Source organism: Litoreibacter sp. JB4-2, assembly GCF_055693445.1.
Window position 1 is genome coordinate 1,720,545 of sequence record NZ_CM146334.1, and the last position, 19,209, is coordinate 1,739,753.

Consider the following 19,209-nt stretch of genomic DNA (forward strand, 5'->3'; position numbering starts at 1 on the left):
CGGCTGTGATACGGTGAGCGCATTACTGCAGCTGGAAGCTGGGCGTGACGATGATCAGGCCCAGGGCCTTTTCCAAGGCGCGGGTTTCGTCTTGCACACGAGGTTCGAAAATCCCGTCATCGCCCTTTAGGACCGCGACAAGGCTTTCATATTCTTGCAGGCTGAACTGGTCAGCGGTGCCAACCGCGAGCAGATAGGCTGCGACCTCCTCCGCGGTCTCAAGACCGGCTGAGGTAATGTCCGCCATGGGGTCGATCCCGTAATTCTGACGGCTTTCCACCACATCGGTCATTTGGTTGTAGGCCGCGACCATAGTGGCCGAGTTCAGCCAGGCCGAAGACACTTCGGGCAGGCCTGTCGGCACCGGGAAGCGCACGTAATTATGTCCGGCGCGTTCATGGGCGTCGCGGAACCGATTCCAGAAACCATCCTCGGTGGGCGTATCAGGGCGCGCGCCGAAAGCACGGATCACGGACACCGCGTATTCAAACGGTGTTTTCGCTTTGTTGCGCTGGTATTGCGCCGTGTTGACATAGGCTGGGTTGAGCAAGATCGCGCGCAAGATCGCCTCGATATCACCATCTGTGCCCCACGCTGCGACGCAGGATTGCACGAACCCATCTGGCGGCGTGTCTGCGACCAAAAGTTGGACCAGCTTGCGACAAGTCCGGGCCTGCGTACTTGGGTGGTTGGCGAGAATAGCGATCAGCTCTTCGCCCTCTTGCACGCCTTCGGCACCGCTACGGCCTGCGATTGTCGTGCCCAAGAATGGGATCAACTTGTCCTGCGGATCGTGGTCATCTGGGAAGAACTGAAAAACGAATTCCTGTGCGACGCCCTCGGCATTCGGGTTTGTCCGCTCATAGCGCCAGCCGGAGAAAACACGCGACACCATGTCGACATCGGCAGGAGTGTAGCCTGCTTCGACGCCAACGGTTGAAAGCTCCAGAACCTCGCGGCCATAGTTTTCGTTGATGCCCTGGTTCTCGCGGTTTTCGCGGAACCGGTTTTCGTCATTGTCGAGATATTGCGACATCAAAGGCGAGCGCGCGCTGTAAAGCAGCAGCTCCCGGAACGTTGAGAATGCGTTGTCGCGGAAGAACTGACGGTCGTAAATGTTCTGCGCATACATGTTGGTGTTCTTGGTCACCGCATGGAAGTGGTTTGCCCAGAAATGACCCATCACATTTTGTAGCTGCTTCTCGCTGAATGCTGCATGGGCAAGATCGTAGTGGACCAGCTTGCGCAGAAGCGTGCCGCCATTCGCCTCGGTGGGCGTGAGTATAGCGTTTGGGTTCATCGCGTTTAAGGCCGCATCATTAATGGCCTCTGGGCTGAGCTGTTCCTCAACATAGTTTTGGAAGCCGAGCGCGCGGACACGCGCATAGAGATCAGGTGTTGCGCCAAAGGTTAGGCGGCTGAGGCCTTGGGACACGCCGTCCTGCGCCGCCATTCCGGTCACCGTATAGGTAACGGGCGTCGCTGTGACTTCGTCGCTGGCTGATGAGCCACCGGTCAGTGTGACCTGGACCTGATTGCTGGCCGCGAAATCCTCCGGAAACAAGCGCACGGCAAACTGGCCGGTCATTGGGCCTACATCAACCGTGGTCGTACGGTTAGAGCCTGATACCGCTACGTTCACTATGTCGAACATGGAATTGTCCATCACCGCGCCAAAAAGCGTTGAGCCCGAGGCGGGGACCTGCCCGTTGACGTTACCGGCAGATGTCAGCTGCACCGCCTGTGTCAGCTCCACATTCGTGGGTGGCGACAAAGGTGAGGCCTGAACAGTTTCAGGCGTCGGCGTCACCGACGGGTTGATCGGGGTTGGCGTCGGTGTGGGCGTTGGGGTCGCAGTTGGCGTCACCGGTGTTGTTGGCGTTGCGCCCGGCGTGGTTGTTCCGCCGCCTGATGGAACGGAAGAAATGCCGCCACCGGCCGCCGTTGCACCACCCGAGGCGGCAGGGGCCGCAGCTTGAGTGCGCGGAGCCAGTGCCGCGCTTCTAAAGCCGCCATTCATTGCATTGCCTGATGCCGCGCCGCCGTCGGTCGAAGTCGAACCTGCGGTCTTAGCTGGGCCGCGTTTGGCAGCTTTGGACGATGACCCGCCAAGTGCGAATCCGGATTTTTCTGTGCTGCCACGCAAGCCAAGCCGGGCGGGCCCGGTTTCTGACTGCGTCTCGGCGGCTTTGGCTGTCGATGGCATCTGTGAGGCGTGCCGCGCGGCGATCTTGGCACCTTCTTGCGGCGAGATTTCAACAGTCGCGGTTGAGAGGCTTTGCGGCTCCGCCCCAAGAGCACCGAATGTCAGCGCGTCCAACACGGCGCTTGCGTCGCCAGTGGTCACGATGCGCAGCACATGGTCGCCTGCAGAGAGGCCCTGCAGCGCTTTGACCAACGCATCGTCGCTCAGCGCCGGGCCAGTTGTGTCAATTGCCAATGTGCCGTCGACATAAAGCTTAACGCCCGAATTAGGCGGCACCGCGAATCGATACACCCCTTTTGTGGGAACGGTGATTTTGCGAAAAATGCCATCGAGCACGGCCTCGGGGGCTGACTCGATCCCGGCCACCTCTTCGACCTGCATCGCCTCTACCACGGCCATAAACCGTTGGCTTTCGACCGCTTCTGACCCAACAGGGCCCGGGTTCGCGTAGACGGGCGTGACACTCAGGACGAGGGCTAGTGCAGCAGCGCCTGACGCCAGTTCGGTATTCAAAAATTTATTGCGCATCAGAGTCTCTCACTCCTTAAACATAGAAATCCTTGTCACCGTTGATTGTGGCGAAATTGGGCGAAATTCAGGAGGTCAAAGAGGCAAAAGAAGGGCAATGTTAACCATGACTTTGCCGATCATGCGTGAAAGAACTCAATGTTTCCTAATCATCAACAAAGAAACAATTTGCCACAATTCAAGTTATTAAAAACATTGCGAAAACAAGGGGAATCTCGTATTTTCTGTGACGGGGCAGTCACTGCGAAGCGGTGCATTTGAGCGGACAAAAATGGCACGGGATACATCCGTTGCAAATAGTGAAGGCGTCCAGACGGATTGGCTGACGGCTGCGGGATTGTTGACCCCCGATCAGCTCGCCAAGGCCGTAGACGTAGCGAACTCAAGCGGGCAAGCTTTGCGCGTCGTCGTCGACCGGCTTGGGCTGGTGTCGCAGCGCGCCTGGGCGCAAGCCTCGGCGCAAGCGTTTGGCCTGGCTACGATAGACGCGTCAGAATTTCCGATCCGTTTGCCCGTCGATCCCCGCCTCTCTTTCGACTATTTGCGGCGCAACGCAATGGTGATCCTGTCGCTGGACGGGGAGGCCCCGCTGATCGCATTGGCAGATCCAACCGATCGCGAAGTGCGTCAGGCGCTGGGCATCGCGTTCGGGCCAAATGTCGCCTACGTCGTCGCCACAGAGCGCGACATTGAAGACGCCCTCGCCCGCAGCGCGGAGGGCGACGCGGCAAGCCCAGATGACGAGAGCGCAGTCGCGATCAGTTCAATCCAAGGCGATTTCAACACCGACCGGCTGCTTGAGATGGCAAACAATGCGCCGACGGTGCGGTATCTGGACTGGCTCTTTGCCAAAGCGGTCGAAAGCGGCGCGACAGACATTCATATCGAAATGTTAGAGACGCGCCCCCGCGTTCGGTTGCGCATTGATGGTACATTGGTCGAAACCCAGTCCATTGAACGACATCTTTATGAAGGCGTTGTCTCCCGCCTGAAAATTCTAGCAGAGATGGACATCAGCGAACGACGGCTGCCGCAAGATGGCAGCATCCGCCAAAAAACTGCCGGGCGCACAGTTGATATCCGCGTCGCAAGCGCGCCCAGTGTGCATGGCGAGGTGATCGTTTTGCGCTTGTTGGACAGCTCTGCGGCGCGCGCGAAATTAGATCAGCTGGATTTGACGCCACAGGTTCTGAAACGTCTGCGCAGCGCGTTGCAACAACCCAACGGGTTGATCCTGATGACAGGGCCAACGGGCAGCGGCAAAACCACGACGCTGCATGCCGGTTTGGCTGAAATCAACAAGGTCGGGCGCAAGATCATTACGATTGAAAACCCGGTCGAGATTCAAAACCCCGGCCTGATCCAGATGGAAGTCAAGCCGGAGCTTGGCTGGACCTTCGCCTCGGCGCTGCGGTCAGTGCTGCGCCATGACCCAGATGTGTTGATGGTCGGCGAAATCCGCGACGGCGAGACGGCGGAGCTGGCCGTGCGTGCCGCGCTGACCGGCCACCTTGTGCTGTCGACATTGCACACTAACCGCGCGCATGAAGCGGTGATGCGGCTTGGCGATATGGGCGTGCCCGATTTTCTGATCTCATCTGTGCTGCGCCTTGCTGGCGCGCAACGGTTGGTGCGTCTGCTGTGTGACCACTGCGCCACGCCTACCGAGACCGCGCAAAACCCGCAAATGCGCCCGCTTTTAGAAGCGCTTTCCGCGGCGGTGCCGGAAGCGGGCGACCCAGCGCATTGGCCAGTGCGCAAGGCGGTGGGTTGCGACGCCTGCGGGCAAACAGGTTACGCCGGGCGCCGCGCGGTTTTTGAAATTGTCGATCCGGTGCGCGGGTTGGAGATGCCAGAACGCACGATGGGCGCCGAGGGCATCGCCCTTTACGCCAACGGGCAGACCACTTTGAAAGAGCTGACAGCGGTCTTTGGCGCCGGGGAGTTCTGGGCATGAGTGCGCAGGGCAACCCAGTCGCCGCAATGCGCAGCTATGGGTTCAGCGCACGTGACGGCAAGGGCCGCCGCCGCACTGGTGTTCTAAGCGCTGCGACCCAAACTGAGGCGTCGCGGCAGCTACGCGACCAAGGCCTGTTCCCGATTGAGATCAACGCAGTTGAATCGAAGGACGCGGGCACCAAGAAGACGCGCGCGTCCGCGTCCCTTTTTGGCAAGCGGCGCGCTGATGGGCGTTTGTCGTCCCGCAATCAAGCCGAATTCATGGCGCGGCTGGCCAAGCTGGCCGGCGCCCGCATTTCAATCGACCGCGCGTTACGCATCATGGCGGAAGGTGAAGCCAGTACCATAGCTACAGCTGCCCAAAAACTGCGCGTCCACGTGCGCGAGGGCGGGGCTTTTGCCGATGGTTTGCAAGCGGCGACAGATATCAAGGACACGGCGACACTGGCGTTGATCCGCGGCGCTGAAAAGTCGGGGGAGCTTGACGTGGCCCTGTCGACCGCCGCAAGCATCCTTGAACAGCGCTTGATGGTGACAAGACGTATCGTGACGGGGCTACTTTATCCGTCTTTGCTGCTGATTGTGTCGATCATTTCAGTCGGCGTAATCATGATCGCGATCATCCCGCAATTTGTACCGCTGGTTGAAAGCCGGATGGCATCGCTGCCGCCTTTGGGACGTGCTGTCTTTGCGATCTCTGAGGGTCTTTCAGCGCTTTGGCCCCTCCTGCTGGGCGGTTTCGTATGCGCTGCAGCCGTGCTGGCCTGGCTCCATCACAAAGGCAAGGCCGGGGCGATGCTGGCCCGGCTCGCCAATGCCCTGCCCGTTACCCGCAACCTGATCGAGCGCAACACCTCCATGATGGCGCTTCATATTCTGGGCGCGCTGTTGCAGCGCAATGTCACCCTGAGTGAGGCGTTGCGCGTTGTCGCCGAAACCTCCCCCAAAGGGCGAGTGCGGGGCGCGTTCCAATCCGTTTTGCAATCCGTGTCAGAAGGCGCGTCCTTGGCGGATGCATTCGCGAAAACGCCGGTCCTTGCCCCCAGCGCTGTCGAAATGCTGCGCATCGGTGAGGAAACCGGCGCGCTTGAAGACATGTGCACCCGCGCCGCTGCAGATATGCGCGACGCCGCCGACCGCGCCCTTGAGCGGTTTCTCGTCCTTTTTCAGCCCGCGATGATCATCATTGTCGGCCTTCTTGTCGGAGTTAGCCTCTATGCGCTTTTCTCAGCTATCATTTCGGTCAATCAAGTCGCGTTCTAAGCGCCGCCGGGCGCGCGCGAAAGGCTTCTCCCTGGTGGAGATGCTGGTGGTCGTGGCCATTGTCGGCCTGCTCGTTGGGCTGGTCGGTCCGGCTGCCATGCGGCAATTGCAATCATCCCGCGTTAACGCCACCGAGGCGCAGATCAACCAGCTGCGCGCCGCATTGGATATCTACCAGATCGACACAGGACGGCTACCAACGCAGGACATGGGCCTGACAGCCTTGGTCGCGGGCAACGGTGTGCCGGGTTGGAACGGGCCCTATTTGCGCGACGGGAAATTGCCGGTCGACGCCTGGGGTGGCAGTTTCATTTACCGCAATGACGGCACAGGCGTGCAGGTGATCTCGCTTGGCGCGGATGGCCAACCCGGCGGTGACGGCCAAAATTCTGACATTGCGGGTTAATGGTACGGCGGCGGTCTCATATAGCGCAGGGCTACGCGCTGGTTGAGGTGTTAGCTGCCATGGCTATCGTCGTAATGATCGGTACGCTGGCTTTTCTGGCGTTTGGCAATCAGGACCAACGCCGCCTGAACGCAGAGGCAGCCGAGGTGGCGCTCCTGCTGCAAAACGCCCGTATGCGTGCATTGGAAGCAGGCCGGTCAATTGAAATTGTCGTATCTGCCGATGAACGGTTGATCGACGCTGGCGGGGCGCAACACGCCTTTGACCGGGAGGTTGATATTTCTCCCGAAAGTGCTGAGATCATACTGACGCCCGCAGGCGGGTCGCCCGGGTTGCAGCTTGTGCTGACCCGCAACGCGGCGCGCAAAACGGTAACGCTGGATTGGCTGACCGGTCGGGTGGATGTCCAATGACGCGGCGCGGCGCAAATGCGCGCGGGTTCAGCCTGCTGGAGACATTGGTCGCGCTAGGCATTGCGGGCGTTGTGATGTCAGGGTTTTACGCGTCGCTGTCCACAGGCAGCCTTTTGTCGAAACGCGCCAATGATCAGGCCGACAAGGTGCTGCTGGCCGCCAGTGTGCTCGACCGCGTCGGCGTAGATATCGCATTGCGCCCCGGCGCGCGCGACGAAGGCCGCATAGGGCCATTGTCCTGGGCTTTGCAGATCGGAAATACGCCGCCGCCTGACATGCAATTGGGTCCGCTTTACCCGGGCGAGATGCTGTTTGTGTCTGTGCGGGTCGCCGACACATCTGTACCCGAAGCCGAACCCGTGGTGTTGCGCGCGATGCGCTACGCGGGTGGCCCGCTATGACACGGCGGCGCGGACGCAGAACGCGCGGCTTCGCTATGGTCGACGCGCTGGTGGCGCTCGCCGTGGCGGCACTGACGCTGACGCTTTTGACCAGCGCATCCTGGGGATTGAAAATCGCCTCAGACCGGCGCGCGGCGATGGAGGCAACAGCCTCCGCCGATTGGATGCTAGCGCGCCGCATATTGCACAGCTGGATCGGGGACGCCTCGAACCGAGGACCGCGCGCGACTGGTGCGGCGTTGTTTGGCACCGCCACAACGTTACGTGTGCTGGTGCGCGACGGCGGCCGTGAAAATGGCTTTGTCGGCGAGTTTCGCGTCGATGGCACGCGCGACACCGGGTTCACGCTGGTGGCTGCCCGCCATGACGGGCAGCGCGATGCGCGGGTGGTTTCAGATAGGCCACTTAGCTCAGTCTTACTACGGTCGGACACACCGCTTCGTTTCATATATCAATTCGCGCAAAGCAGCGGCACCGGCAGCGTGTGGCGCTATGAGACCGGAGATGGCGGCGTATTGCCACTCGCCGTCGCCGTTGAAAGCGCTGATCAACGACACATCACAGTGCCCATTTTCACAACGCTGTCGCAGACCTGCATGTCCGCATTGGGCCAAGGTGCCTTGGAGGACGCGCAATGCGCCGTGCGTTGACGCATATGCGCAGGAAGCAGCGCGGGTTCGTGCTGATTACCGTGCTTTGGACCGGGCTGGCACTGCTATTGGGTGTCGCCGCTTTCATGTCTTCCGCGCGTCAGGAAGCGCTTCAAGTGCGCAGCGAGGTCGCAAGCATTCGCGCCGCTGAACTGGCGCGCAGCGCAATCAATATGGCCCTTGCTGATCTCGGTCGTGTTTCGGCCGACCAACTACGCGCACCCCAGGACGGCACACCAGTCGTGCTGAACATGGCCGAAGGCCGCGTGAGCTACCGCATTCAGGACGAGACCGGTAAGATTGACATCAATCATACCCCGCCTGAGGTTTTGGGACCTGTCTTGCAAAGCATCGGTGCGGCAGAAGGGGTAGATGCGTTTGACGCGGTCAACGTCGCACAGGCCTTGGAAGCTGCGCAACTGCAAGGGGCCGAACGGCCCCGCAGCGTCGGCGACGCGCTACGGGCAGCTGGTTTACCCGCGCAAACCGCGCGCGCCGCAGACCGCTACCTGACCACGTTTAACTTCACGCCGAAAATCAATCCACGCACAGCGCCCGCTGCTAATCTGGCCGCAATCCCCGGTCTTGGCCCAAGCGACGTTGCCGAAATTCTTGCGCGACGGGCCAATGGCGCGCAGATGCCCCGGCTGGGAAGCGCAGCAGCCTGGCTGGCAGAACGTCCCGGCCCGGTCTACACGATCGAGGCGGAGGCAGAGCTTGAAACCGGTGGGAAAGCGCGGATGGTTGCAGTCGTCGCAGCGCGAGGGCTTGCGTTTCGGGGCGGGCTCATGCGCTATGATATTCTGTCATTGCGCGCGGAGGATGGTCGATGATCACCCCCGACACGCTCTATATACTCATGTCGGTGTTCGCTTTGATGGCTGCATTCTATGCGGGGCCGTCCTTGCTGGCAGCGCGCGGGGTGCTGCGCTGGGGCTTTGGCCCGGATATAGCAAAGCAACGCGCACCCGGACTGGCGCTGGGTCAGGCCACAGGCGCGTTGGTGGCCACGGTGTTCATTGGTACAAATTTGGGCGGGCAAGCGGCGGTGCTGACCGCGCTCCTGATGCTGCTGACAATGCTGGCAGCTTTGGATTTGACATGGCGCTGGTTGCCGTTGGAATGGACCGTGCCACTGGGACTACTTGGCTTGGGCGCAGCGACGCTTTCGGGCGATCTAGGTACCGCCTGCCTTGGGGCGATGCTGGGTGGCGGGGTATTGTTTGCGCTTCGGTTTAGCTACCTGGCGCTACGTGGCATCGAGGCTTTGGGGATCGGGGATATCTGGCTTGCCGCGGCGCTTGGCGCCTTTGTCGGACCGTCTTCAATTGCCTGGCTTTTGGGTGCCGCCGCCGGGCTTGGCCTAGTGCTACATTTTGCATCACCTGTCGCGCGCAACCGACGGATGGGTGTGGCGTTCGGAGCACATCTATGTGCGGTAGCGCCATTCTTCTTGGAATTTTAGGCACTTGTGCGGCATTGTTGTGTTAACCATTTCGGTAATTTGAGGCATTTGTGACACTCGCCGACAGAGCGGGGCACAAAAAAACGAGGCAGGCTTATGAAAAAGAACATCGTGCTTAGCGCGGCTGTTGCCGTGTTCCTTTCCGGTTGTGACGAGATTTCAAAGGCAACAGATGACAGCCCCATGCGGCTGCAAAGCTGGCAGGCAAAGAACCTTCTTGGCACTGGAGACGGAAAACAATCGCAGCGATTTGAAGGCCGCGTCACCAGCGGTCAGCTGGTAGAGGCCGGCGCCGGGACGATCTACCCCGGGCGCACCCCATTGTTCCGCAAGACCGATTTTGTGAACTCTGATGACGAGCGCACGGTGTCACTGAACCTGGTAAATGTCTCGATTGAAGACGCCGCCGCAGCCATTCTCGGCGAACTGCTGAGCGTGAACTACGTGATCGACCCGGCCGTTCAAGGCAGCGTCAACATTCGTTCCAGCCAGCCGATCAGCCGCACCACGGCGATTGAGGTGTTTGAGCTGGCGCTGAAGCAAAACAACGCGGCCATCGTGCGACGGGGCGACGCCTTTGCGCTTGTTCCAATGTCGTCGGATCTGTCCATCGGTGCAAGCACGGGTCGCGAAGTCCCGGTCGGATATTCGATCCGGGTTATCCCGCTCAAACATATTGGCGCCCAAGAAATGGCCACGATTTTGCAGCCCTTCGCGGGCAGCGGCATCGTCGGCATCGACGCGCAACGCAATATTGTCGTGCTTGCGGGTACTTCTGCTGACCAACGCGCATGGCAGGACACTGTCAGCAGCTTTGATGTGAACTGGTTGGCCAACCGCTCCGTCGGCATCTTCCCGATCCGTGGCCGTTCTGCACAATCCATCGTGAGCGGGCTTAACCTGCTGGTCGATACGGAAGAAGAGTTCGAGCCGATTGTCGCTTTTGAGGTGATCCCGGAGAACAACTCCATCCTCGCGGTCGCGAAGACGCCTGAGACGTTGCAAAGCGTGTCCTCATGGATCTTGCGTCTGACAAAAGAGGGCGCGAATGATGCACAGGTTTATTCCTACGACATGAAATATGCCCGCGCTTCGGACATTTCCAACACGCTTTCCAGCATTCTGGGCGTCAGCGTAGAGAGCGATTCAACGGCCGATGAGGCACAGGTAATCCAAGCCAGCGTGAACACAGATCAGCAAGGCGGCGACATCAACGCCACACGTATTGTGGCCAATGAAGCCACGAATACCCTGTTGATCCACGCAACGCATGCTGAATACCAGCGCGTGCTGGGCATCTTGCACCGGTTGGACGTCCCTCCGCGTCAGGTATCGGTTGAGGCGACAATCGTTGAGGTCACCCTGAATGATGAGCTGCGCTACGGGGTGCAGTATTTCTTCGAAGAAGGAGCCAACCAGTTCGGCCTATCGCGTTCAACCACCAACACAGCTATTTCGGCTGTGGCACCCGGCTTTAACGCCGTGTTCGACGTGGCAAACCCGAACGTGATCATTGACGCGTTGGAAGACATCACCAGTGTGAATGTCGTTTCTTCCCCCAACCTGATGATCTTGAACAATGAATCCGCCCGTTTGGTGGTGGGTGACCAGGTTCCGATCTCGGTACAAACGGCGCAGGACGCCAACAATAACCCCAACGTGTTCGTCTCAACCGTCGAATTCCGTGACACGGGTGTGATCTTTGAGGTCACACCGCGGATCAACTCCTCGGGCGCAGTGATCCTAGATATCGTGCAAGAGGTGAGCACCGTCGGCGAGACAGACGCCTCCACTGGCAACCCGATCATTTCGCAGCGTCAGCTATCGAGCTCGATCAGCGTTGATAGCGGTGAGACGATTGCCCTTGGCGGATTGTTTGAGCAACGCCAATCGCGCGGCAGCGCGGGCATCCCCGGCCTTGTCAAGAAACCGTTTGGAGGCCTGTTCGGGCGCAAATCGGGACGCCAGCAGCAGACAGAATTGCTGGTTCTGATTACTCCGCGCATCGTAAACGACAATTTGGATGCACGACGTGTAACGCGCAGCCTGCGCACGCGGATGCAAAACATTCGTCTCGATGACCAAAGCCTGCGCCGTGACGCTGCGGTGCGTGCACCTGTTCCCGCAGCGAAGAAAAAGGCTGCTTCGGCGGTGACACGTACTGCCGCGTCGCCATCGAACCAGACCCTTGCAGCGGCACCAGCGACGGGCGGTACGCATTTTGTCTATCTCGGGGCGTTCAGCTCAGAGGGTCGGGCCAAAGGTCACTGGTCACAGGTTGCCAAAGCGCATCCGGGTCTGTTGGGCAAACTGAAGCCACGCTTTACCAATAAGGGCGAGCTAACAGCAGTTGCAGTCGGACCAGTCAGCGAAGGCAACGCGGACAGGATTTGTGCGGCAGTCGCCTCTGGCTGCTTCAAGTCCAAGGCGAACTGACACGCTTGCACCTGACCTACTTAAAGACCGACGGCGGGCCCTTTTGGAGCCCGCCGTTTTCGTTTGCGATCCTAGTGTTGCCTCCCTAGGTGCCGCCGCAAACCCTCAGACACGACCAAATAGCATTGCTGCCTGCGTCAGGCAGGATTGCCCTGGCACGCTTGGACATGGCGGTGCTTAACGTCGTTGATGATGAAGCCAACCCTTTAAACGATAGATCAAAGAGCCCAGCGGAACCTCTAACTGAGGGCGCTATTGACATTTTCAACGAATAGCGACCGGATGAAGGGGTTGGGGGCAATGGAAGCTGGTAAGGTTCACCCCATCAGAAAAGCAAAAGACGATCGATCCGCAAAGAAGGTCGGCGACGCGCGAACATCTAAGAGAAACACGACAAACAACTGGGATGGACTTATGAATTTAAAAACTCTCGCTACAACGCTTGTGGTGTCAGCACTGAGCATTTCCGCCGCTTCGGCCGACATACTGGACACGATCAAAGAACGCGGCAAGCTAATCGTCGGCACAAAGGCCGATTACAAGCCTTACGGTTTTCTCGACACCTCAGGCGCGATCATTGGCATCGAACCTGATTTGGCACGAGACGTCGCAGCAAAGCTGGGCGTCGACATTGAATTTGTGCCTGTTGTCAGCTCGAACCGGATGCAATTTCTGGAGCAAGGCAAGATCGACCTGATGATCGCCACCATGACTGACAAACCGGATCGCCGCGAAATCGTCTTGATCCCTGATCCCAACTATTACTCGTCTGGCACGAATATCCTCGCGCTGAAAAGCCTTGGCCTGAAAGATTGGGAAGACCTGCGTGGCAAGCCAGTTTGTGGCATTCAAGGCGCGTTCTACAACAAAGCAACATCGCAAAACTATGGTGCCGAGATTGTCGCGTTCAAAGGCACTGCCGAAGCTTATTCGGCGCTGCAAGGCGGGAACTGCGCCGCGCTTGTTTATGATGACAGCGCTATCGTGGCTAAGGCAGCCGAACCGGAATGGGCCGACTATGAAATGCCGCTTCAGACAATTGATGACGCCCCATGGGGGTTGGCCGTTGCACTGGGTGAGGACAACTTCGCCAAACTGATGAGCGACATGATTATCGATTGGCACAAAACGGGCCGTATTCTTGAGCTTGAGACCAAATGGGGCGTCACAAACACGCCGTTTGCACAAGCCATGCACGAAAAATATAAGTAAAAGAGCGGATTGAGCGGTACCTGAAGGGCCCGCTCAATCCACGCCTTCTGAGGGGAAGCAGGTATGGAGTTCGTATTCGACTGGTTTCGTACCCTGTATCAAGAGACGGGCATAAACCTTCCTTTTATCTACGATGCATATGACCGAAACAGGATGGTCGACGGTTTCTTGACGACGATTTGGCTGTCGTTGGTCTGCCTGTTCTTTTCGGTCATTATCGGCGTCATAGGTGCGTGGCTTCAGGGATCATCGTTCAAATGGACCCGGCGCATCGTAAACGGCTACATCCAGCTATTCCGGAATACTCCACCCTTGGTGCAACTGTATTTCTTCTATTTTGCCATCGGAACACTGCTGCCGCGGGTCGAAAACGACTGGGGTGGGCAATCCCCGATCTTGGGCAGTTTCGCTTGGGCTGCGATTTCGCTGTCGTTCTTTGCCGGTGCCTTCAACGTCGAGATTTTCCGCTCTGGCATCGAAGCCGTGCCGAAATCTACAGTTGAAGCCGCGGAGGCACTTGGTTTTTCCAAATTGCAAATCTATCGCGATATCACGCTTCCCTTGGCGTTCAGGGTCGTGCTGCCCGCACTGAACAACAACTTGGTCAATTTGGTAAAAACCACGACGCTGGCCTACGCGATCGCGGTTCCTGAAATGCTCTATGAGGCCAACCAAATCTGGTCGGACAATGTGAATGTGACCGAAATGATGGTCTTCTTGTTGCTGGCCTATTTCGTGTTGGTCGGCGTGTTGGTCAGTGGCATGAACCGCTGGGAACGGGCGATGAAAATTCCGGGGTATGGCGGATGACACACAAAACCGACCTACCCGTTATGTTGCCTTTGAAGCGGCCCGAACCCGAGCCCTTCTTGGGCCTTAAGATGTGGCACATGCTGCCGATTGCCTTGCTTGCAATTATTGGTCCCGGCTTGGTATTCGCGCAATCTGGGCCTGAAAGTCAGACGCCTTTTGCGGTTTTGCTGAACTGGGCGCCATTGCTGCTGAAAGGGTTCATCTTCAATCTGGTGATCTCCGTCAGCGCAATGGCACTTGGAACCGTCGTGGGCGCGGTCTTGGGGCTGGGACAGATATCGCTGTTTGCACCAACGCGACATGGGTCTTGGTTTGTGACCCAGTTCTTCCGCAACGCGCCATGGCTGGTGTTGCTGTTTTTCGCGATGTTCCTTTTGCCCTTCGAAATCAACCTATTTGGCCTCAAGATTCCGTTCCCGGATTGGTTCAAGGCTATCCTTGGTCTCTCACTTCCGGTGATGGCCAACGTGTCCGAGATCGTGCGCGGCGCAGTCAGATCATTGCCAAGCGGCCAATGGGAAGCGGCTGAAAGCCTTGCCTACACGCGTCTGCAAACGCTTTGGTTAATCATTCTGCCGCAATGCGTGAAGCGGATGTTGCCGCCATGGATGAACCTCTATTCCATTCTGACAATGGCGACTGTCCTTGCGTCAATCGTGGGCGTCAACGAGGTTATGACGTTGACCGGGCAAGCATTGGCCTCGGAAGGCGGGCGGCCTGATCTCCTTGCTCCGTTTTACGGCTTCGTCCTGCTGTTGTTCTTCATCTACTGCTATCCAATCGCGAAATTCACCGTGTGGTTGGAAAAGAAATACGCCGTCATAACCTGAGGATTTGACATGAGCTGGACCCCTGCAGACCCAATGGTCTCACTTAAAGACGTGCACAAATCCTTTGGCGATTTGAAAGTGCTGAACGGCGTCTCGCTTGACGTGATGAAAGGCGACGTGATCTGCATCATCGGACCATCGGGGTCAGGCAAGTCAACCTTGATCCGGTGCGTCAACGCCCTGAACGACATTCAGCAAGGATCAATTTTGGTGGAGGGCCAAGAAGTCAACGACCCCAAACTCGACAAGTTGGAACTGCGCAAAAAGGTCGGAATGGTCTTTCAGCAATACAACCTGTTCCCGCACAAGACCGCTTTACAAAATGTCATGATGGCACCTGTACGCGTGTTAAAACAGGAAAAAGCCAAGGCCGAAGAGATGGCCCGTGGGTTGATCAAAAAGGTGCGTTTGGAGGGGAAAGAAGACGCTTACCCGGGCGAGCTTTCAGGCGGCCAGCAACAGCGTGTGGCCATTGCGCGCTCCCTCGCTATGCAGCCCGATGTCATCTTGTTTGACGAGGTGACTGCCGCGCTTGACCCAGAAACCGTGGGAGAAGTTCTGCAAACCATAAAGGACCTCGCCGAGGACGGCATGACGTGCATTCTTGTGACCCATGAAATGGCCTTTGCCCGTGAAGTGGCGGACCATATCTATTTCACAGATCGCGGTGTCATCGTAGAACACGGACCGCCCGAGACCTTTTTTCAAAACGCCCAAGACCCGCGCACCAAAGAGTTTCTCAGCCAGATCCTTTAGCCTGTCTTGCGCGTTGGCTTCTTGGTCACAAGCAAATGTGCGACACAGCCTAGTATACAGGGTGGAGCTAGAGAGCGCTTTGGTACTCACGGAAGCTGTCGAGACCTGGTCTGCCCAACTGCTTTTTCCGGTGATGCGCTGCGTCCCGTCATTCCAACCATTTTGGCGCGCGGTTTCGGCACTACGGAAATACGAACGACGAAACTAGAAGAACGGCAAGGCGCACAGCTTTGCGTTGTCCACGTAGCCGCCACGTTTGACCTCGACCGCATCACCGACAGAGCTGTCGACACCAACCAAGGCAAAACCAATCATCGCTTGTGCGCGTGGCGACCATGCCCCGCATGTCATGTTGCCGATCTTTGCGCCCTCTTGGTCGACGTCATACCAGATCGCATGGCCAGGGTGGCGCTCTGATGAGTTAATGACGATGCCCAATTGCTGGCGCTTGATTCCGTCCGCCTTGATCCGTCGCAAGGATGTGATGCCCACGACGTCATCATCCAGATCAAGATCGACGAATTTGCCGAGCCGCACCTCGAAAGGGTTAGTCCGGTCGTCAGTGTCGCCCCCATAGGAGAGCAAACCGCTTTCAATGCGTTCGATTGGGTTGGGGTTGCCGGGACCAATACCCCAAGGCTGACCCGCCTCCTTGATGATGCTCCAAAGCTCGGTGCCGCGTGATCCGTCACGCAGATAGATCTCGAATCCACCCTGCTTAGAATAACCGGAACGCTGGACGATCACAGGAATTCCCGAAACTTCGGCTGGCGCAAACCAGAAATACCGAAGCGCCCGCACCCAATCCCCGAATACAGAAGCCACAACATCTTCGGCCTTGGGCCCCTGAACGGCCATGGGCGACACATCGGGCTCGCATATCTCGACATTCAAGCCCCGCTCCGCAGCAATCGCCCTCGCCCACATCAGAATGTTGTTGTCGCCTATGGAAAGCCAAAACGTGCCGTCTTCATGCTTCAACACCACGGGATCGTTGATCAAAACGCCGCGATGGTCGCACATCGGAATGTATTTACCCTTTCCCACCTCAATCGTGGACAAATTGCGAACTGACAAAAGCTGCACGAGCCGCGCCGCATCCGGCCCTGCGATCTCCACCTGACGCTCAACGCTGACATCCCATTGGCAGACGCCATTGAGAAGACGGTCATATTCCGCGTCCGGGTCGCCATAGGACACCGGCATCAGCATCGAATTATACGGTGAAAACGCCGTGACGCCGTCTTGCACCGTAGCGTTGTAGAACGGCGATACCCGCAGCCGCGTGTTGGGTCCAATCTCAGCCATGGTCTTATGCCTTAGTCATCAAGCGCGGCCGTATGCAGAGCGGCCTTTTTCAACAAAGTAGACAGGGTTTGGCGCTCATCATCGGTGAGTTTGCCCAACACCTCGTCTTGTCGCCGGCGCAGATGGCCGGAAATTTTCATGTGCAAGTCTCGCCCGCTGGGTGTGATCCGAATCCGGGCTTGCCGCCCGTCATCTGGGTCAGGCGCGCGGTCCAGATATCCCTCTTCCAGCATGCGATGCACCGCCCGGCTGATCGTGTTGCGGGGGCGTCTTGAGATGCGCGCTACGTCCTGGGCGGTGAGCACGTCAAAATGCGACAGGCAAGCCAAAAGGATGTATTCGCCCCGCACCAGACCGAAATCCTTTTTGATGTCGGCATAGGCCGGGAAGACAATTGCATTGGCCAGAAAGGTGATGCGGTAGGCCTCCGGATATTCAATCGTGTCGAATATCTGCGTCAGATTTGCCCGATCTGTGTCAGCCATCACGCTGCCTTTTACTAAATGGTCCGATTGGTTTTTCATTGCCAACGGGCATCGTTTTATCGCATGTTGTTCCAAATGGAACAATAAAAGCGACATATTGCATGTCGTTCTTGCCCCTTATGTCGAATATGTCGAAAACAAAACTAACACTGCCAGAATTGGCCGAAAAAAAATCCGCAGGCGAGCGGCTCGTTATGGTTGCTGTCGGTGAAGTGCTGACCGCGGCCTGGGCCGAACGGGCGGGTGTGGACATTGTTGGTGTGGGCGACAGCCTGGGCATGACCCTGCATGGCCATGAAAATACGCTGGCGATGACCGTCGATCAGATGATCATGCACACGCAGGCCGTTCGGCGCGGCGCGCCCAATACGCTGTGCCTCGTGTCCATGCCCTACGGGTCCTACGCGACGCCGGATATGGCGGTGAAAAACGCGGTCCGAATGATGAAGGAAAGCGGGGCGGATGCGGTCAAGCTTCAGCTGGGCCGCGAAGGCGCACATATCATTCGCGCAGTTTCCGATGCGGGTGTCCCGGTGATGAGCCATGTCGGCTTGCTGCCGCACAAGGTGCATCAAATGGGCGGCTTCAAGATGCAAGGGCGTACTGCGGAGGCGGCTATGTCCATCGTTGAGGATGCTCGCGCCATTGAAGCGGCAGGGGCAATTGGCCTTGAGATCGAAGCGATGCCTTACGAGGTTGGCAAGGCCGTAGATGAAGCCGTGGGCATCTTCACCTTTTCCATTGGCGCGGGCGCGGCGGGAACGTGCCAGCTACTCAACGGCTACGATCTGCTTGGTGCCTTCGATACTTTCAAACCTAAATTCGCCAAGCGCTATGCTAATCTGGCTCAGATTGCGACCGAGGCTTTCACTGCCTATGCCGATGATGTGCGCGAGGGCCGTTTTCCGGATGCCGAGCATAGCTATCAAATGAAACCAGAGGAAATCGCACGCTTCGCGGCGCTCATGAAAGGGGAGGATGCACCATGAAAGACGAGGTCACACGGGCCAACGGCCAAACGATCCCGAACGGGATGCTGGAAGACAACTACCCCCGCAACATGTGGTGGGTGGCCGCGCACCGCGATGAGGTGACAACAAAGCCGTTGGCCCGCTGGCTGTTGGAAACGCCGGTCGTGCTCTACCGGCTCGAAGATGGCACACCCGCCGCGCTTTATGACCGTTGCCCCCACCGTTGGGCGCCGCTCAGCGAAGGCCATGTCGCGGGCGACAAGATCATCTGCCCGTATCACGGAATGGAGTTCAATACCGCTGGCCGCTGCACCAAGGCGCCGACCCAACATATGAAGCCCAAAACCGCAGAGATCCCGTCCTTCACCGTCAAGGAAGCCGGCGCCTATATCTGGATCTGGATGGGTGATCAGGACGCGATTGATTGCGACCCGCCTGAGGTGGGCTATCAGATTGACCCCGACTGGACCCCGGTCCACGGCTACTATGAAGTCGCGGCAAACTGGGTGTTGATCCGTGAGAACGTGCTGGACCTGACGCACATCGCGTTTTTGCACAAAAACACGTTCAAGCAGGACGATTGGATCACGGCGCCCGATACCTACATGGAAGATGGGGCGCTCTGCTACGAACAAGAATTCGATCTCGCACCGCTATCACCGCTCTTCTGCGCAGGCATGGGTTTGCCTGAGGACAAGCCAATCAAGCGTGTGCAAAAGGGGCGTATGCCGACGCTTGCGATCTCCTTTTCCGACTGGAACGTGCACGACCCCGCGCCAGAGGAGGGCAAGCGCTCTGACTTCATCGTGCGCGGCGCACATATCGTCACGCCCGCGCAGCGCGGAAAAACGCACTACTTCTGGATGGCTGCGTTCGACGTGCCCAGCCTGACCGATGAAGTCGCCGAAAAGACCCGCAACAGCGTCACCGCCGCATTCGACGAGGACAAGCACCTCTTGGAAAAGCTGCAAGCGAGTGTGGCGGCCGACCCGCGCGGCCTTGATTTTCTCGAAGTGACGCTTGGTGCCGACGGAGCAGGCATCAAGGTGCGCCAGATTCTGAACAAGAGGCTCAAAGCAGAAGGCAGACCCCTCTCACGCGGGTAAG

General features: G+C 58.2%; 18 protein-coding genes. 15 read left to right on the forward strand and 3 right to left on the reverse strand.

The annotated features are described in order from the left end of the window. Window positions 1–22: 22 nt before the first annotated feature. A complete protein-coding gene (locus ACZ1G7_RS08585) occupies window positions 23–2,734 on the reverse strand; it encodes a DUF1800 family protein (protein WP_472663401.1) in 2,712 nt (903 codons plus the stop codon). A 271-nt stretch (window positions 2,735–3,005) separates the two neighbouring features. Between ACZ1G7_RS08585 and ACZ1G7_RS08590 the strand changes: the two genes are divergently transcribed. The 13 genes from ACZ1G7_RS08590 to ACZ1G7_RS08650 all read left to right on the forward strand — a co-directional run bounded on the left by ACZ1G7_RS08590 (window position 3,006) and on the right by ACZ1G7_RS08650 (window position 15,338). Next, entirely contained in the window at window positions 3,006–4,691 is a 1,686-nt protein-coding gene (locus tag ACZ1G7_RS08590) for a GspE/PulE family protein (RefSeq protein WP_472663402.1), read from the forward strand. Beyond that, window positions 4,688–5,956: a type II secretion system F family protein gene (locus tag ACZ1G7_RS08595; protein ID WP_472663403.1), complete on the forward strand. Its 1,269-nt coding sequence runs from the start codon at window positions 4,688–4,690 to the stop codon at window positions 5,954–5,956. The genes ACZ1G7_RS08590 and ACZ1G7_RS08595 overlap by 4 nt, the downstream gene beginning before the upstream one ends. 40 nt (window positions 5,957–5,996) lie before the next feature. Further along, on the forward strand, window positions 5,997–6,362 hold the full coding sequence (gene gspG, locus ACZ1G7_RS08600) for a type II secretion system major pseudopilin GspG (protein ID WP_472663700.1): 366 nt from the start codon (window positions 5,997–5,999) through the stop codon (window positions 6,360–6,362). A gap of 59 nt (window positions 6,363–6,421) precedes the next feature. Then, the gene (locus ACZ1G7_RS08605) at window positions 6,422–6,775 is read left to right on the forward strand and encodes a hypothetical protein (protein WP_472663404.1); all 354 of its coding nucleotides are present in this window, start codon (window positions 6,422–6,424) and stop codon (window positions 6,773–6,775) included. Beyond that, complete coding sequence (locus tag ACZ1G7_RS08610; RefSeq protein WP_472663405.1) at window positions 6,772–7,176, forward strand: PulJ/GspJ family protein; 405 nt, start codon at window positions 6,772–6,774, stop codon at window positions 7,174–7,176. The genes ACZ1G7_RS08605 and ACZ1G7_RS08610 overlap by 4 nt, the downstream gene beginning before the upstream one ends. Next, complete coding sequence (locus tag ACZ1G7_RS08615; protein ID WP_472663406.1) at window positions 7,173–7,826, forward strand: hypothetical protein; 654 nt, start codon at window positions 7,173–7,175, stop codon at window positions 7,824–7,826. Before ACZ1G7_RS08610 ends, ACZ1G7_RS08615 begins: the two co-directional genes overlap by 4 nt. Further along, window positions 7,811–8,659 carry a type II secretion system minor pseudopilin gene (locus tag ACZ1G7_RS08620; RefSeq protein WP_472663407.1) on the forward strand — a complete coding sequence of 283 codons (849 nt, stop codon included), beginning with the start codon at window positions 7,811–7,813 and terminating at the stop codon, window positions 8,657–8,659. Before ACZ1G7_RS08615 ends, ACZ1G7_RS08620 begins: the two co-directional genes overlap by 16 nt. Beyond that, entirely contained in the window at window positions 8,656–9,291 is a 636-nt protein-coding gene (locus ACZ1G7_RS08625; protein ID WP_472663408.1) for a prepilin peptidase, read from the forward strand. The genes ACZ1G7_RS08620 and ACZ1G7_RS08625 overlap by 4 nt, the downstream gene beginning before the upstream one ends. Window positions 9,292–9,387: 96 nt before the next feature. Further along, window positions 9,388–11,727: a type II secretion system secretin GspD gene (gene gspD, locus ACZ1G7_RS08630; protein ID WP_472663409.1), complete on the forward strand. Its 2,340-nt coding sequence runs from the start codon at window positions 9,388–9,390 to the stop codon at window positions 11,725–11,727. A 414-nt stretch (window positions 11,728–12,141) separates the two neighbouring features. Continuing rightward, a complete protein-coding gene (locus ACZ1G7_RS08635; RefSeq protein ID WP_472663410.1) occupies window positions 12,142–12,939 on the forward strand; it encodes a transporter substrate-binding domain-containing protein in 798 nt (265 codons plus the stop codon). Between the two features lie 63 nt (window positions 12,940–13,002). Continuing rightward, window positions 13,003–13,749, forward strand: coding sequence for an amino acid ABC transporter permease (locus tag ACZ1G7_RS08640; RefSeq protein ID WP_472663411.1), 747 nt, complete (start codon window positions 13,003–13,005; stop codon window positions 13,747–13,749). Further along, complete coding sequence (locus tag ACZ1G7_RS08645) at window positions 13,746–14,582, forward strand: amino acid ABC transporter permease (RefSeq protein WP_472663412.1); 837 nt, start codon at window positions 13,746–13,748, stop codon at window positions 14,580–14,582. Before ACZ1G7_RS08640 ends, ACZ1G7_RS08645 begins: the two co-directional genes overlap by 4 nt. A 9-nt stretch (window positions 14,583–14,591) precedes the next feature. Continuing rightward, entirely contained in the window at window positions 14,592–15,338 is a 747-nt protein-coding gene (locus ACZ1G7_RS08650; RefSeq protein ID WP_472663413.1) for an amino acid ABC transporter ATP-binding protein, read from the forward strand. A 204-nt stretch (window positions 15,339–15,542) separates the two neighbouring features. On the opposite strand, the gene ACZ1G7_RS08655 is transcribed toward ACZ1G7_RS08650, so the two are convergent. Together ACZ1G7_RS08655 and ACZ1G7_RS08660 are read right to left on the reverse strand one after the other, a co-directional pair. Beyond that, window positions 15,543–16,646, reverse strand: coding sequence for a glycine cleavage T C-terminal barrel domain-containing protein (locus ACZ1G7_RS08655; RefSeq protein ID WP_472663414.1), 1,104 nt, complete (start codon window positions 16,644–16,646; stop codon window positions 15,543–15,545). Window positions 16,647–16,657: 11 nt separating this feature from the next. Then, window positions 16,658–17,131: a MarR family winged helix-turn-helix transcriptional regulator gene (locus ACZ1G7_RS08660; protein WP_472663415.1), complete on the reverse strand. Its 474-nt coding sequence runs from the start codon at window positions 17,129–17,131 to the stop codon at window positions 16,658–16,660. 101 nt (window positions 17,132–17,232) lie between these two features. Here ACZ1G7_RS08660 and panB point away from each other — a divergent pair, with 101 nt between their 5' ends. Further along, window positions 17,233–18,120, forward strand: coding sequence for a 3-methyl-2-oxobutanoate hydroxymethyltransferase (gene panB, locus ACZ1G7_RS08665; protein ID WP_472663416.1), 888 nt, complete (start codon window positions 17,233–17,235; stop codon window positions 18,118–18,120). Next, window positions 18,117–19,208: a Rieske 2Fe-2S domain-containing protein gene (locus ACZ1G7_RS08670; protein WP_472663417.1), complete on the forward strand. Its 1,092-nt coding sequence runs from the start codon at window positions 18,117–18,119 to the stop codon at window positions 19,206–19,208. The genes panB and ACZ1G7_RS08670 overlap by 4 nt, the downstream gene beginning before the upstream one ends. Window position 19,209 lies beyond the last annotated feature (1 nt).